At 73.0% G+C, this 13,610-nt stretch carries 12 protein-coding genes and 1 pseudogene; 5 read left to right on the forward strand and 8 right to left on the reverse strand.

Annotation, left to right across the window (positions count from 1 at the left end):
• Together LZ198_RS27170 and LZ198_RS27175 are read right to left on the reverse strand one after the other, a co-directional pair.
• Positions 1–206: pseudogene (locus LZ198_RS27170) on the reverse strand (ABC transporter ATP-binding protein); the annotation flags it as partial.
• Positions 203–1,447 carry an efflux RND transporter periplasmic adaptor subunit gene (locus tag LZ198_RS27175; protein ID WP_253974980.1) on the reverse strand — a complete coding sequence of 415 codons (1,245 nt, stop codon included), beginning with the start codon at positions 1,445–1,447 and terminating at the stop codon, positions 203–205. The gene LZ198_RS27175 and the pseudogene LZ198_RS27170, both read right to left, overlap by 4 nt.
• 254 nt (positions 1,448–1,701) lie before the next feature.
• Here LZ198_RS27175 and LZ198_RS27180 point away from each other — a divergent pair, with 254 nt between their 5' ends.
• Both LZ198_RS27180 and LZ198_RS27185 read left to right on the forward strand, forming a co-directional pair.
• Positions 1,702–3,246 (forward strand): AMP-binding protein, encoded by a 1,545-nt coding sequence (locus LZ198_RS27180; RefSeq protein WP_253974981.1) that lies wholly within the window; start codon positions 1,702–1,704, stop codon positions 3,244–3,246.
• Positions 3,247–3,524: 278 nt separating this feature from the next.
• Complete coding sequence (locus LZ198_RS27185) at positions 3,525–3,917, forward strand: response regulator (protein WP_253974982.1); 393 nt, start codon at positions 3,525–3,527, stop codon at positions 3,915–3,917.
• 22 nt (positions 3,918–3,939) lie between these two features.
• Here the strand turns inward: LZ198_RS27185 and orn are convergent, their stop codons facing one another.
• The 4 genes from orn to LZ198_RS27205 form a co-directional block, all read right to left on the reverse strand.
• Positions 3,940–4,491, reverse strand: a complete 552-nt coding sequence (gene orn / locus LZ198_RS27190) for an oligoribonuclease (protein WP_253974983.1) — start codon at positions 4,489–4,491, stop codon at positions 3,940–3,942.
• Positions 4,492–4,570: 79 nt separating this feature from the next.
• Positions 4,571–5,041, reverse strand: coding sequence for an archease (locus tag LZ198_RS27195; protein WP_253974984.1), 471 nt, complete (start codon positions 5,039–5,041; stop codon positions 4,571–4,573).
• A complete protein-coding gene (locus tag LZ198_RS27200) occupies positions 5,038–5,727 on the reverse strand; it encodes a dienelactone hydrolase family protein (RefSeq protein WP_253974985.1) in 690 nt (229 codons plus the stop codon). The genes LZ198_RS27195 and LZ198_RS27200 overlap by 4 nt, the downstream gene beginning before the upstream one ends.
• 40 nt (positions 5,728–5,767) lie before the next feature.
• Positions 5,768–6,454 (reverse strand): phosphoribosyltransferase, encoded by a 687-nt coding sequence (locus tag LZ198_RS27205; RefSeq protein WP_253974986.1) that lies wholly within the window; start codon positions 6,452–6,454, stop codon positions 5,768–5,770.
• 140 nt (positions 6,455–6,594) lie between these two features.
• Between LZ198_RS27205 and LZ198_RS27210 the strand changes: the two genes are divergently transcribed.
• Both LZ198_RS27210 and LZ198_RS27215 read left to right on the forward strand, forming a co-directional pair.
• Positions 6,595–7,491, forward strand: coding sequence for a ribose-phosphate diphosphokinase (locus LZ198_RS27210; protein ID WP_253974987.1), 897 nt, complete (start codon positions 6,595–6,597; stop codon positions 7,489–7,491).
• A 118-nt stretch (positions 7,492–7,609) separates the two neighbouring features.
• On the forward strand, positions 7,610–8,362 hold the full coding sequence (locus LZ198_RS27215; RefSeq protein WP_253974988.1) for an enoyl-CoA hydratase: 753 nt from the start codon (positions 7,610–7,612) through the stop codon (positions 8,360–8,362).
• 72 nt (positions 8,363–8,434) lie between these two features.
• Here the strand turns inward: LZ198_RS27215 and LZ198_RS27220 are convergent, their stop codons facing one another.
• A complete protein-coding gene (locus tag LZ198_RS27220) occupies positions 8,435–11,182 on the reverse strand; it encodes a M1 family metallopeptidase (RefSeq protein WP_253974989.1) in 2,748 nt (915 codons plus the stop codon).
• 93 nt (positions 11,183–11,275) lie between these two features.
• On the opposite strand from LZ198_RS27220, the gene LZ198_RS27225 reads away from it, so the two are divergent.
• On the forward strand, positions 11,276–12,274 hold the full coding sequence (locus LZ198_RS27225) for an LpxL/LpxP family acyltransferase (RefSeq protein WP_323382935.1): 999 nt from the start codon (positions 11,276–11,278) through the stop codon (positions 12,272–12,274).
• Between the two features lies 1 nt (position 12,275).
• Here LZ198_RS27225 and alr read toward each other — a convergent pair whose 3' ends face one another.
• Positions 12,276–13,496 (reverse strand): alanine racemase, encoded by a 1,221-nt coding sequence (gene alr, locus LZ198_RS27230; protein ID WP_253974990.1) that lies wholly within the window; start codon positions 13,494–13,496, stop codon positions 12,276–12,278.
• Between the last annotated feature and the right edge of the window lie 114 nt (positions 13,497–13,610).

A 13,610-nucleotide genomic window follows, 5' to 3' on the forward strand; every position in this document is an offset into this window, starting at 1 on the left:
GGGCCCACGATGGCCACCCACTCGCCCTTCTGGATGTCCAGGTGGATGCTGGAGAGCGCGTGCGTCTCCACCTCCTCCGTCTCGAAGACCTTGGTGAGGCCCTCCAGGTGGATGAGGGACTTGCCCGTGTCCACCTTGGCGGCTCCCGCCAGCACCGCCGCGTCCTGGTCGGCCGCGGGCGTCTCCACCGTACTCGTCGTCGTCATCGCAGCCTCACCCGCTCGACCGCGTCCCACGCGGCCATGTCCGAAAGAACCACCTGGTCACCTTCCGCGAGGCCCTGGAGCACCTCGACGGCATTCACCGAACCGCGACCCAGCTGCACCGGCACCCGCACCGCCTCGTCGCTCCCCGGCATGAGCCGGAAGAGCGACATCGTCCCGTTGGGCTGCGCGCCCGCCGGGCGCCCCACCGACAGCACGTTGCCCAGCCGCTCCAGCTCCACCGTGCCCTCCACGGTGAGGTCCGGACGCGCGCCCCGGGGCAGCTCCGCCGGCAGCGACACCTCCACGCGCACCGTGCCCTGGCTGGCCGCCGGCGCCACGCGCGCCACCTGACCCTCCACCACCCCGTTGCGCGTATCCACCAGCGCCTTCTGGCCCGGCTGGATGTCCCGCGCCTGCGTCTCCGCGATGCGCAGCTCCGCCTTCAGCCGCTCCGGCTTCACCACCTTCGCCAGCAGCACACCCGGCGTCACCCACTGGCCCAACTCCAACGGCAGCTCCTGCAGCACTCCATCCTCCCCGGCGAGAACCTTCATCGACTCCACCTGGGTACGGCGGAAGCGGGCCACCGCTTTCAACCGGTCCACCTGTTCCTGCAACGCCGCGAGCTGCTCGCGCATGCTGGAGGCGACGACGCCGAGCTTCTTGCGCTCCAGGTCCAGGCGGCCCTTGATTTCGACCGCCTTCTCGCCCGTCTGCCGGGCCTCGATTTCACCGATGAGCTCCTTCTGGTGGAGCGTGGTGCCCGCCGTCGCGCGCCGCTCCGCGTCAGCGGTCTCCGCGGTGAGCGTCGTCACGATGGCCTCCTGCGCCAGCCGCTGCGTCTCCAGCTGCATCCGCATCTGGATGAACTCGGCCTCGGCGCTGGAGAGCTGCCGCTCGGCCTCCAGCATCTGGAGCTGCACGTCGGGGTTGGACAGCTCCATGAGCAGGGTGTCCGCCTTCACCTCGGCGCCCGGGCGCACGTGGATGCGCTCGACGCGGCCCGCCGTGTCGGCCGTCAACCAGCGGATGTACTCGGGCACCAGCGTGCCGGCGCCCTTCACCTGCCGGACCATGGGGCCGCGCTTCACCGTGTCCAGCCACACCGAGGCCCGGTCCACCGACGGCGCCGCGGGACGCAGTTGCCCCAGACCCACCGTCACGAGAATCAGCGCGAGCGCGCCTCCGATGGCGAGGATCCATGGCTTGCGGCGCGGCTTCTTGGCTTTGGGAATGTCCACGGGACGCCGCTAGAGCGAGGCGCGTGCCAACCACTTCACGACTCCCAACCCACTGGAATCACTCACCTTCACGCCACCTCCTGGAGGAGGCGTGCCCGGTTCCGAAAAGTGGTGTCCCAGAAGCGGACAGGCCACGGGGCCAGGCCCGACGTGTGCCACGATGCGGGCGGAACGGTGGCGTCCTGTCCGGGCCGGTCCGGGCCGACTCACCGCTTGGTTGCGATGAAAGCGACGGAAGTAGGCTGCGCCGCCCCATGACCGCGTCCCTGCTCGAAGCCTTCCTGGACCACGCCCGGACCACACCGGAGCGGCCGTTGCTCACCTTCGAGCGCGCGACCCTGACCTACGGCGACCTGGCGCGGCACGTCACCGCGTTCGCCCGGGGCCTGCGCCAGCGCGGGCTGTCCCCCGGCGCGCGGGTGGCGCTGTTCCTGGAGAACAGCCCCCAGTTCGTCGTCGCCTACCTGGGCGTGCAGCAGGCGGGCTGCGTGGTGGTGCTGGTGAACACGGCCTATCGCCAGGTGGAGCTGGCCCACATCCTGGCGGACGCGGAGGTGCACACCTGCGTCACGGGCGCGGCGGGCGCGGCGGAGCTGGTGCCCCTGCGGGAGCAGCTCCCCTCGCTCCAGGCGCTGGTGGCGGTGGAGCCGCTCACGGCCGAAGCGCCGTCGTCGCTCCCCGTGGTCGCGTTCGACGCGCTCCTCGAGGAGGGCGCCGCGTCGTCCGTGGCGCTGACGTTGCCCGGGGCGGAGGACCTGGCGGTGCTGGGCTACACCTCCGGCACCACGGGGCGCTCCAAGGGCGCGATGCTGCTGCACCGCAACCTGCTGGCCAACGTGAGGGCCGTCACCGAGGCGTGGCGGTGGACGTCCGCGGACCGGCTGCTGCTCACCCTGCCGCTGTTCCACACGCACGGGCTGATGGTGGGCCTGCACGGCACGCTGTACACGGGCGGCAGCGCGGAGCTGCACCGGCGCTTCGTGGCCACGGACGTGCTGGCCACGCTGCGCGACGACGCCACCCTGACGATGTTCTTCGGCGTGCCCACCATGTACGGCCGGCTGCTGGAGGAGGCGCGGCGCACGGGCGTGAAGCCGGGCCGGCTGCGCCTGTGGGTGTCCGGCTCCGCGCCGCTCAGTCCGCAGCTCTTCCACGACATCGAGACGGAGTTCGGCGCGCGCATCCTGGAGCGCTACGGGATGACGGAGACGGTGATGAACACCACCAACCCCCACGACGGCGAGCGCCGCCCGGGCACGGTGGGCTTCCCCTTCCCCGGCCAGGAGGCGCGCGTGGTGGACGTGCGCACGCGCCAGCCCGTGGCCGCCGGGGAGGCGGGCGAAATCGAGGTCCGGGGGCCACACGTGTTCGCCGGCTACTGGCGCCGCCCGGACGCCACGACGGAGTCCTTCGACGCGCAGGGGTGGTTCCGCACCGGGGACCTGGGCGAGCACGACGCGGACGGCTACCTGCGAATCACCGGGCGGGCGCGCGAGCTCATCATCAGCGGCGGCTTCAACGTGTACCCGCGCGAGGTGGAGGAGGTGCTCGCCACGCACCCCGGCGTCGCGGAGGTGGCCGTGCTGGGGCTGCCGGACGCGGACTACGGCGAGCAGGTGGTGGCGGTGGTGGTGCCCCCCGTGGGCCAGCCCGCCCCGGAGGCCCAGGCGCTGGTGGAGTGGTGCCGCGACCGGCTGGCCAGCTTCAAGAAGCCGCGCCGGGTGGTCTTCGTGGACTCGCTGCCCCGGAACGCGCTGGGCAAGGTGCAGAAGCACCTGCTGCGCGCCCGCCTGCGGTGAGAGACCGTCATTCGGCGGGGGTCGCGGGAGTCCTCCCGTCCGCCCACCGCAGGATTCCGAACAGAGCGCGCGCAAACCGCTGCCACGCGCCCGCTCATGTCCTACCTTCCCACCCAGGGGCGCAAAGGAGCATGTGTGACGGACATGGCTGAGCTGCCGGGAGCACGCGCCACGTGTCGCCCCGACGGCATGCCAGGGTGGACACTCTCGGGGGGCCCGGCGCGCCCCGGGGAGGACACACGTTTCGGAGGTGTATCCCCGGAGGAAGGGGTGGGCCCGTGAAGCGGCTCCTCATCGTCGATGACGAGCTGGCCATCGTCGAGGCCCTCCAGGACATCCTCTCCGTGGAGGGCTACGGCATCATCACCGCCTTCAACGGCGCCGAGGGCCTGCAGCGCATGGAGGAGCAGCGGCCGGACCTGGTGCTGCTGGACCTGATGATGCCGGTGATGGACGGCCGGGAGATGCTGCGCCGCATCCGGGATGACGCGTCGCTGCGCGCCATCCCCGTCGTCGTGATGAGCGCGGGCCGCATCTCCGAGGAGGAGCGCCGCTCGAGCGCCCGCTTCCTCGCCAAGCCCTTCGAGCTGGACCTGTTGCTGGACACCATCGCGGAGCTGCTCGGCGGGCCGGACGGCCCCAAGCCGACCCGCGGGGACGGGGTCGGCTGAAGCGGGGCCCTTTGCCGGGCGGTCAGCCCGGCGTCGCGCGGAACAACGTGTCCCGGTAGTACTGCAGCTCGGTGATGCTCGAGCGCAGGTCCGCGAGCGCGGTGTGCCCGCTGGGCGGCTTCCGGGGCTCCACGAGGTTGGGGTACCAGGCGCGCGCGAGCATCTTCACGCTCGTCACGTCCAGCATGCGGTAGTGCAGGTAGCGCTCCAGCAGCGGCATGTACTGGAAGAGGAAGCGCCGGTCGGTGTGGATGGAGTTGCCCGCGAGGATGCCCTCGCCCAGCGGACAGTGGTCGGCGACGAGGGCGGTGACCTCCTTCTCCGCCACGCGCAGCGACGTGTTGGAGGAGCGGACCTTCTCCAGGAGCCCGTTGCGCGTGTGCATCTCACGCACCACCGGCTCCATGCGCAGCAGGACCTCCTCCGGCTGCCAGATGACACGCTCCATCTCCGCGAGCGGACGCAGGTCGGGCCCGGTGATGATGACGCCAATCTCGATGATGGCGCAGGACTCGGGGTCCAGGCCGGTCATCTCCAGGTCCAGCCAGACGAAGCGCGGTTCACGCGAACTCATGTGCTCTTTTTCCCAGGGAAGCGAGGGGCCGAGCCTATACCAGTCCCCGGGGGCTCGCGGGGTGACCAAAGCTCGCCCTTCAGACCTCGACCTCGCATTCCGCCACCCACTGGCCGTCCGCCCCCCGGCGCACCCGCGGGTCGGACACCGTCGCGCCGCGCACCTGGGCGCGTGCGCCATGCCGCGCGGGGTCGAGGCGTTCCCCGAAGGCGCTCGCGAACAGGCGACGGCCGTCCATGCGCACCACGAAGCAGTGGAAGCGCAGCTCGCGCGAGGCCATCAGGTGGACGAGGGCGCGCAGCCAGTCCGCCAGCAGCCGGTCCAGGTCGGCCGGCTCGCACGTGACGGGGACCTCCTCGCGCACCTCCACCGCGGCCGGGTCCGCCACGCGCGCGCACAGCGCGACCGCGGCCTGCTCGAAGGCGACCTCGGGCGTCCGCCCCCGCCCCCGCACCCACCGCGCGTCCCCCCGGGTGACGTCCTCCCACGACGCGCCGCTCCGGGGAGGGGGCGGCGCCGGCGGCGCCTCGGTTCGGGAGGGCGTGGTCATCGGCGCGCCTCCGTCCGGTCCGCGTCGAGGTAGCGCGAGAACCAGTCCGCGGCGCGGCGGGCGACGTCCTCCAGCGCCCCGGGCTCCTCGAACAGGTGCGTGGCGCCGGGGACGACGATGAGCTCCCGCACGCAGTGGAGCTCCTCCAGGGCGTCCTCGTTGAGCCCGAGCACCACCTCGTCCCGTCCGCCCACGAGCAGCAGCGTGGGGGCGCGCACGCGCGCCAGCGCGGGGCCCGCCAGGTCCGGCCTGCCGCCCCGCGACACCACGGCGCCGACCTGCTCCGGTCGCAGGGCGGCGGCCACCAGCGCGGCGGCGGCGCCGGTGCTGGAGCCGAAGAGGCCCAAGGGGAGTCCTTCGACCTCCGGCAGCCCCCGGGCCCACTCGGCCACGGTGACGAGCCGGCGCGCGAGGAAGGGGATGTCGAAGCGCAGCGCGCCGGTGCCGGCGTCGAGCGCCTCCTCGTCCTCGCCGAGCAGGTCGAACAGCAGCGTGCCCAGGCCCGCCGCGCGCAGCGCGCGGGCGACGGCGCGGTTGCGGGGGCTGAAGCGGCTGCTGCCGCTGCCGTGCGCGAAGAGGACGAGCCCGCGCGCGCCCTCGGGGATGGCGAGGCCACCACCGAGCACGGCGCTCTCCGTGCGGAGCGTCACCTCCCGGACCTCGGCCTCCTGGTCGTCATGGGTCATGGCGGGGTCTCCTCCTCGGTCGCGAACGCGGGGCACGACGTCACATCCACGAGCCCCCCGGGTCGGTGGCCTCGACCACGGCGCGGGCCCGCCACGGCGGCAGGCGCGAGCGCTCCAGCAGGTTGCGCAGCTCCACGTCGGGCAGGGGGCGGTAGTCGTCGTAGGCCTCGGAGACGGTGCGCAGGGCCTCCCACGTCTCCACGCAGACCACGGAGTCCGCCTCCGCGCGGAGCACCTCGAGGCCACGCGGCGTGGACACGGGCGTGCCCAGCACCAGCTTCCCCGGATGCATCGTGCGCAGGGCGCGCAGGGCCGCCGCGCCGGTGGCGCCCGTCACCACGCCCTCGTCGATGAGCAGCACGGTGGTGCCGCGCAGGTCCGGCGGGGCCTGTCCACGCAGGCGCTGCACCTGGCGCTCCACCTCGTCCAGCTCGCTCCGGGCCATGCTGAGCACCTCCACGCGGGGCAGCGCGGCCAGGCGCAGGGCCCGCTCGTCGACGTAGCGCCCGCCGCCCTCGGAGACGCCGCCCACCACCGTCATCCGTCCGGGGATGAGCACGCGGTGGGAGACCCAGACGTCCATGGGGACCTCCAGGGCCCGGGCCACCTCGAACCCCACCCGGAGCCCACCCCGGGCGAGCCCCAGCACCCGGACGTCCGAGCCCCGGTACGGCAGCAGCATCGACGCCAGCCGTCGGCCCGCGGCGGCTCTATCGCGAAAACGCATCGTCTTCCTCCCTCCCAAGGAAAAGCATCGGTGGCGCGGCCGGCGGCGGAGGGGCGGACGACGGCCCCTCCGGAGGCACGAGGTCATGCGGGCGGGCGGGCGCCGTGTCGTCGGGTGGGAGGGCGCGCTAGGGTGACGGGATGGAACCCGTCCTCCTCATCGGCACCGCCAGTCCCCACCTGGGCCGCGAGCTCGGCCTCGCGTTGGGCGTGGCGCCCACGGACTGTCACTTCGAGCGCTTCCCGGATGGAGAGATGCACCTGGAGGTCCCCGCCACGGTCCGGGGACGCACGGTGGTGCTGGTGCAGGCGCTGACGCCGCCCGCGGGGGAGCACCTGCTGGAGCTGCTGTTGATGGCGGACGCGTGCTGGCGGGCGGGCGCGGCGCGGCTGGAGGCGGTGGTGCCGTACCTGGGCTACGCGCGGCAGGACCGGCGCGCGAAGCCGGGCGAGCCGCTGGGCGGGCGCCTGGTGGCGGACATGCTGTCGCAAGGGCGGTTCGCGCGCGTGCTGGTCGTGGACCTGCACAGCCCCGCGCTGGAGGGCTGCTTCGGAGCGCCGCTGGAGCACCTGACGGCGCTGCCGCTCCTGGCGGACGCGCTGCGGCCGCAGGTGACGGACACGTCGGTGGTGGTGGCGCCGGACCTGGGCGCGGTGAAGCGCGCGGAGGCGCTGGCGCGGCTGTTGGGGCGACCGTGGGCGGTCATCCACAAGGTCCGCCTGAGCGGGGACTCGGTGCACGCCAGCGGGTTGATGGGCGAGGTGCGCGGCAAGCGGCCCATCCTGGTGGACGACATGGTGTCCACCGGAGGCACGCTGGCCGCCGCGGCGGGGACGCTGCGCGACGCGGGCTGCGCGGAGGACTTCACGGTGGTGACCACCCACGCGCTGCTGGTGGGTCCCGCGGTGGAGCGGCTGCGCGGCCTGCCCTTGAGCCAGCTCGTGGGGACCGACAGCGTGGAGCCTCCGTCGGGCCTGCCCTTCCCACACCGCGTGGTGACGGTCGCGCCCATCGTGGCGCGCGCGCTCAGGCCGTAGCCGCGCGTCCGACGTGCTCCCATGGAGGGAGCGAGCACACGGGCCGTGCCCCTCCCGGGTCCCGGGCCCCCACAAGTCACCGCCCCCGTGGGGGCGGACTCGGCTAGGCTCCCCGCCCATGTCCGACACGCTGCTGACGAAGCGGGAAGCGGGGGTCCTCACCCTCACCTTCAACCGACCCGAGAAGAAGAACGCGTTCACCCACGCCATGTACGAGGCGGCCACCCAGGCGCTGAAGCAGGCCGAGGGCGACGCCGAGGTGCGCGTGGTGCTCCTCACCGGCGCGGGCAGCGTCTTCACGGCGGGCAACGACATCGGCGACTTCATGGAGCACCCGCCCGCGGGCGAGGACAGCGCCGTGTTCCGCTTCCTCAAGGCGCTGGTGGACGCGCCCATGCCCGTGCTCGCGGCGGTGGACGGCCCCGCGGTGGGCATCGGCACCACCATGCTGCTGCACTGTGACTACGTCGTCGCCAGCGAGCGCGCCCGCTTCCACATGCCCTTCGTCCAGCTGGGCCTGTGCGCGGAGGGCGCCAGCAGCATGCTGCTGCCCCGCATGGCGGGCTACGCGCTGGCCAGCGAGCTGCTCCTGTTCGGCGAGCCCTTCGACGCGGCCACCGCCCTGCGCGCCGGCATCATCAACAAGGTCGTCCCGGACGCGAACCTCCAGGAGGTCGCCGCCGAGCGCGCCCGCACGCTCGCCTCCCGCCCCGCGGAGGCCGTGCGCGTGACGAAGCGCCTCGTCCGCGAGCCCCTGCGCGCCCAGACGCACCAGGTGCTCGCCAAGGAGGGCTCGGAGTTCATCCAGCGCCTGGGCTCCGCCGAGGCGCAGGAGGCCTTCATGGCCTTCATGTCGCGCGGCCGGAAGTAGCCCCGCCCGACCCCCACCCCCGCGCCCTCCCGGAGTCGACGGATGGGCGCGGGCGGCGAGGCCCCGGACGGATTACCTCGGCGCGGGCGTCTTCGGCGCCTTGGCCGCGCCCCGCTGTCCGAGGAAGGTCTGGATGTCCTCCCCCTGCGCGGCCTTCAGCGACACGCACTGGTCGATGGACTCCAGCAGGGTCGCCAGCATGCGCGGCCCGCCCGGCGCCTTCGCGCTGCGCTCGGTGAAGAAGTCCGCGAGCTGCTGGCGCTTGTCCGCCTCGCAGTAGGCGCCGCCCACGAAGACCATCCGCCCCGCCATCTCCTTCGGGAACAGGGCGTCCGGAGCGTCGCCGACGAGCCGCTCGTAGTTCTCCTTCACGAAGGCGAAGGCCACGTCCCGCGTGCGCACGTTCCCGGAGGCGGCGAACACCATCCACACCGTCTCGCGCGGGTCCAGCGACTTGTCGAACACCAGGGGCAGCGTCTGCTTCACCAGCTCCGGGTCGGTGAGGTTGCTCAGCGCGCCGATGAGCTGCTGCCGCGTCACCCGCTCCGTCGCCACCTTCGCCGCCGCGACCACCTTCTGCTGGAAGGCCGCGTCCGCCTGGCTGGCGGCGATGGCCAGCACCGACTCCACCATGTCCGGCGACACCGCGCGCTTGTCCGAAAGCCACTTGTCCGCCAGCGCGCGGGCCTCGGCGACCACCTTCGGGTCCGCGCCCTCGCGGCCCACCAGCCGCATCAGCCGGGGACGCAACAGCCGAGTGTCCTCGCTCTCACCCTTGCGCGGCACGAAGCCCAGCTGCCGCGCCCGGGCGCCGAACGTCTCCCGCACGAAGCGCTGCCGCTCCGGCAGCGCGGCCGCCGCCAGCAGCCGCGCGCTCGCCAGCTCCATCATGTCGATGCTCGCCTCGGTGACCACGCGGTCCGTGTCCTGCGCCATGCGCGCCGCCAGGGTGAGCGCCTCCGACGCCGGCAGCGCCCCGGACAGCGCCAGGGCCCGCACGTCGCCCAGGAGCGCCACGCGCTCGGAGCGCGACAGCTTGCCCAGGCCCGCCGTCATCAGCTTCGAGGCGGCCTCGCCGGACAACTGCATGCGGAAGAAGCCCGCGCCCTCCGCGTTGGGGAACACCCACTCCGGGCACGTCTTCGCGTCGGTGAGCGCCACCTCCGCCTTCTCGCCCTCCAGCACCGTGCACGCGCGCGACAGCTTGCCGCCCGCCGCGTACTTCACGCACACCGGCACCTTCCACTGCTGCGGACCCGGCGCCTTCGAGCCCAGCCGCAGGTAGCGCTGCTGCGACAGGACCACCTTCGGCTGGCCGGCGCCGCACTCCAGGCTCGCGGTGACGAGCGGCGCGCCGCCCTGGTCCAGGAACGTGCCCAGCACGCCCGTCACGTCCTGCTTCGCCTCGGCGGACAGCGCGTCCAGGAAGTCCTTCGCCGTCGCGTTGCCGTGCGCGTGCTTGCGCATGTAGCGCTGGATGCCGCGCTGGAACACGTCCCGGCCCAGCCACTCCTCCGTCATGGACAGCACTGCGGAGCCCTTGCCGTAGGTGATGCCGTCGAAGGCGTTGTGGATGTCATTGGCGCTGTCGATGGGCTGGCGGATGCGGCGCGCGGACAACAGGCTGTCCGCGTCCAGCGAGCGGCTGCGGCCGTGCACGCGCTCCACCGGGGCGTCCCACGACGGCTGCCACGACTCGACGATGCGCGGCGTCACCCAGGACGCGAAGGACTCGTTGAGCCACAGGTCGTCCCACCACCCCAGGGTGACGAGGTTGCCGAACCACTGGTGCCCCAGCTCGTGCACCTGCGTCTCCGCGAACCCGCGCTGCCGGTTGAGCGTGTCCTCCTCCGGCCTGGCGAGCAGCGAGCGGGAGTTGAACGTCACCAGGCCCGGGTGCTCCATGGCGCCGCCGAGCAGCGGCACGGCGAGCACGTCCAGCTTCTCGTACGCGTAGGGGATGCCGAAGTAGTTCTCCAGCGCGGCGAGGATTTCCGGCGTCGCCTTCGCGGCGTAGGCCCCCTCGGCGGCGCGACCGCGCGGGGTGACGATGCGCGTCTTCACCTTCTTCTGGCCCGCGTCCGCGGCGGGCAGGAAGTCGAACGGGCCCACACCGAAGGCGATGAGGTAGCTGGGCAGGGGCTGGGTGCGCGCGAAGCGGTAGGTGTGCCCACCGTCCGCTCGCGCCTCCTCGGAGAGCTGCGGCGTGTTGGTGACGGCCACGTTGCCCGCGGGGACGTGGAAGGTCAGCTGCCACGGCACCTTGAAGCCCGGCTCGTCGAAGCACGGGAAGACCTGGCGCGCGTCGATGGGCTCGAACTGCGTGAAGACGTACCAGTCCCCGCCCTCCTTGACGCGAAAGGCGCCGTTGTTGTCCTTCTCGGACACGACACCTTCGTATTCGACGTGCAGCTTCGCGGTGCCCAGCACCAGCGGCTTGGCCAGTTGGAAGCCCAGGAAGTCCGTGTCGCTCGACAGCGGCGTCGCCTCGATGGAGACCCCGCCCTGCGTCACCGCGGCCCGCGTCACCTTCAGGCCCTTGCCGTGCAACCACACCACGGACGTGGGCGTCGACACGTCGAGCCCGATGTCCGCGGCCCCCTGGAAGGTGGCCACCTTCGGGTCCAGCGTCAGCTCGACCGCGTACGCGTTGGGACGCACCTCCCTGGACAGCCGCAGCGCGGGCGGTGTGGGCGCGGACGCGGCGGTCGGTGCGGGGGGAGGCGCGGGCGGCTCGGCGACGACGGGGTTCTGCCGGGCACCGCACGCGGAGAGCAGGGTAGCGACGGCCAAGGCCGCCGGACGGAGCAGGTTGGGCATGGCGCGCATAGTGGACCATGCCGGGCGAGCAAGGTAGCGCGGAGCGGGAGTGTGTCCTTGCCGTAAACTTCACTTCGGGGTGGAGTGCGCGCCGTGCCCCAGCCCACGCCCATTCCCGAGTACGAACGTCAGGGTTTCCCGAACCCCGTCAGCATGCAGGTGCCCTCGGAGCACCTGCGTCGCATCGAGGGCACGCTGCCGGGCCCCGTGACGGCCTTCCTGACGCGCTTCGTCTGGGCATTGCTCACCTGGCTGTCGCCCGCGTCGCGGGACGCCATCGCCCGCTTCCTCGGTGGACTCGTCTACTCCCTGGGCATCCGCCGCAAGGTGGTGATGGACAACCTGGAGCAGGCCTTCCCGGAGAAGACTGACGCGGAGCGGCGAGCGATTGCACGCGGCGCGTACATCAACATGACACGCGTGGTGGTGGAGTCGCTGCCCTCCGGGGACCGGCTCCCCATGGACTGGGCCGGGCAGGGCGTCGAGGGTTCGGAGGCCTGGGAGGCGCTCCGGGCGCGCGTGGCCACGGGCAAGGGCGCGCTGATGGTGACGGCGCACTTCGGCAACTGGGAGCTGCTGGGCGACATGCTGATTCGCTGGGGCATCCCGCTCGACGCGCTGGTGCGTCCGCTCAAGGGTGCGCTGAACAACCGCATCGCGTTGACGCGGCTGGGCGCGGGCGCGGGGCTCATCTATCCCAAGGGCGCCATCATGGAGCTGTCCGCCGCGGTGGAGCGCGGCGAGTCGCCCTACATGCTGCTGGACCAGGCGATGCCCGTGAAGGCCGCGGTGTTCGTGCCCTTCTTCGGTCGGCTCGCCTCCACCACGCCCGCCATGGCGGTGGCGGCCCAGCGCACGGGCGCGCCGGTGTTCGTGGTGATGGGCGTGCGCACCGGCCGCACGGGCTGCTCGCTGCGGCTGGAGGTGGAGGGCCCCATCCTCCCGCCCGCGCCCGGCGAGTGCGAGGACCCCGTCACCGAGCACACCGCGCGGGTCACCGCCGCGCTGGAGCGCTGCATCCGCAAGTACCCGGAGCAGTGGATGTGGCTGCACCGCCGCTGGAAGGTGCAGCCGCCGGCCCCCAAGGCCTGAGCTACTCCACCACCACGCGCTCCAGGTGGGCGCCCAGGCGGGTGACCACCTCGTAGTGGATGGTCTGCGCCCAGTCCGCCAGCTGCTCGGCGGAGATGGCCTCCTCGCCGTCGCGCCCCAGCAGCGTGGCCGTCACGGGGCGGTCGTCCGGCGCGGCGCGCGTCACGTCGATGATGACGTGGTTCATCATCACCCGGCCCAGCACCGGGCACCGGCGGCCGTTGACCAGCACGTGCGCCTTGCCCGACACCAGCCGGGGGTAGCCGTCGTAGTAGCCCACCGGCAGCACCGCGATGCGCGTGGGCTCCGGCGTGCGGTACGTGCAGCCGTACCCCACGTAGCTGCCCGCGGGCAGCCACTTCACCGCCTGGCTCGCGCACCTCCAGGACAGCACCGGCTTGAGCACCGGCACCTCGCCCAGCACCAGCCGCGCCGACAGCCGCGTCTCCGCCGAGGGCCACAGCCCGTACAGGGAGATGCCCACCCGCTGCGCCTCGTAGCGCGCGCGGGGCAGCACCAGCGCGGCGGCGCTCGCGGCGATGTGCCGCTGCAGGGGCCGCTGGAGCCCCAGCCGCTGGGTGAGCACCCCCACGCCCGTCTCGAACGCGTCCACCTGCGCCAGCGCGTAGCCCTGCTCCGTCACGTCCTCCGTGTTGGCGAAGTGGCTGAGCGCGCCCACCACCTCCAGCACGTCGCGCCCCTCCGCCAGGAACCCCACGTCGTCGGAGAGCTGCGCCAGCGTGAAGCCCTCGCGCCCCAGCCCCGTGTCGAGGTGGACGTGGACCCGCAGCGGACGCTCGAGCCGGGCCTCGCGCAGCGCGGGCAGCGCGTCCACCCAGCCACGGTCCGCCACCACCACGTCCACGCCCTCGCGCGCCAGCGCCACCGCCTCGCGCGGCGACACCCCGCCCAGCACCACCACCTGCCGGGGCGCCAGGCCCCGGGCCCGCTCGTACTCCCGCACCTTCAGCGCGTCCTGGGGGGCGATGAAGTAGAGGAGGTCCACCTGCCCGTGCACCAGCGGCAGGACCTGCGCCAGCCCGTGCCCGTAGGCGTTGCCCTTGAGCACCACCCCCACCGCCCGGGGAGGTCCACCCCGGCCGTCCAGCGAGCGGAAGACCTCCACGTTGTGTCGCAGCGCGGACGCGCTCAGCTCCAGCCACGAGGCCAGGGCCGCGTCACCGGGCCCGTCACCAATCGACTCCACGTTCACCTCCGCCACGTCTCCCCCGCCCCTTACCAGCAATGCCCGGGCCATGGGGACGCGTGGCCCGGGGGCCACGGATGCCCGCGTATGGGACAGGCGGACGCCCTCCCACGAACGGGCGCATCCCCC

Origin of the sequence: Myxococcus dinghuensis (assembly GCF_024198235.1) — a bacterium.
GTDB classification, from domain to species: domain Bacteria; phylum Myxococcota; class Myxococcia; order Myxococcales; family Myxococcaceae; genus Myxococcus; species Myxococcus dinghuensis.

What these genes read in the sequence shown, in the direction of transcription:
- LZ198_RS27180 (WP_253974981.1), top strand. Translation starts at nt 1,702, where the DNA reads ATGACCGCGTCCCTGCTCGAAGCCTTCCTGGACCACGCCCGGACCACA.
- orn (WP_253974983.1), bottom strand. Translation starts at nt 4,491, where the DNA reads ATGAGTTCGCGTGAACCGCGCTTCGTCTGGCTGGACCTGGAGATGACC.
- LZ198_RS27195 (WP_253974984.1), bottom strand. Translation starts at nt 5,041, where the DNA reads ATGACCACGCCCTCCCGAACCGAGGCGCCGCCGGCGCCGCCCCCTCCC.
- LZ198_RS27200 (WP_253974985.1), bottom strand. Translation starts at nt 5,727, where the DNA reads ATGACCCATGACGACCAGGAGGCCGAGGTCCGGGAGGTGACGCTCCGC.
- LZ198_RS27205 (WP_253974986.1), bottom strand. Translation starts at nt 6,454, where the DNA reads ATGCGTTTTCGCGATAGAGCCGCCGCGGGCCGACGGCTGGCGTCGATG.
- LZ198_RS27210 (WP_253974987.1), top strand. Translation starts at nt 6,595, where the DNA reads ATGGAACCCGTCCTCCTCATCGGCACCGCCAGTCCCCACCTGGGCCGC.
- LZ198_RS27215 (WP_253974988.1), top strand. Translation starts at nt 7,610, where the DNA reads ATGTCCGACACGCTGCTGACGAAGCGGGAAGCGGGGGTCCTCACCCTC.
- LZ198_RS27220 (WP_253974989.1), bottom strand. Translation starts at nt 11,182, where the DNA reads ATGCCCAACCTGCTCCGTCCGGCGGCCTTGGCCGTCGCTACCCTGCTC.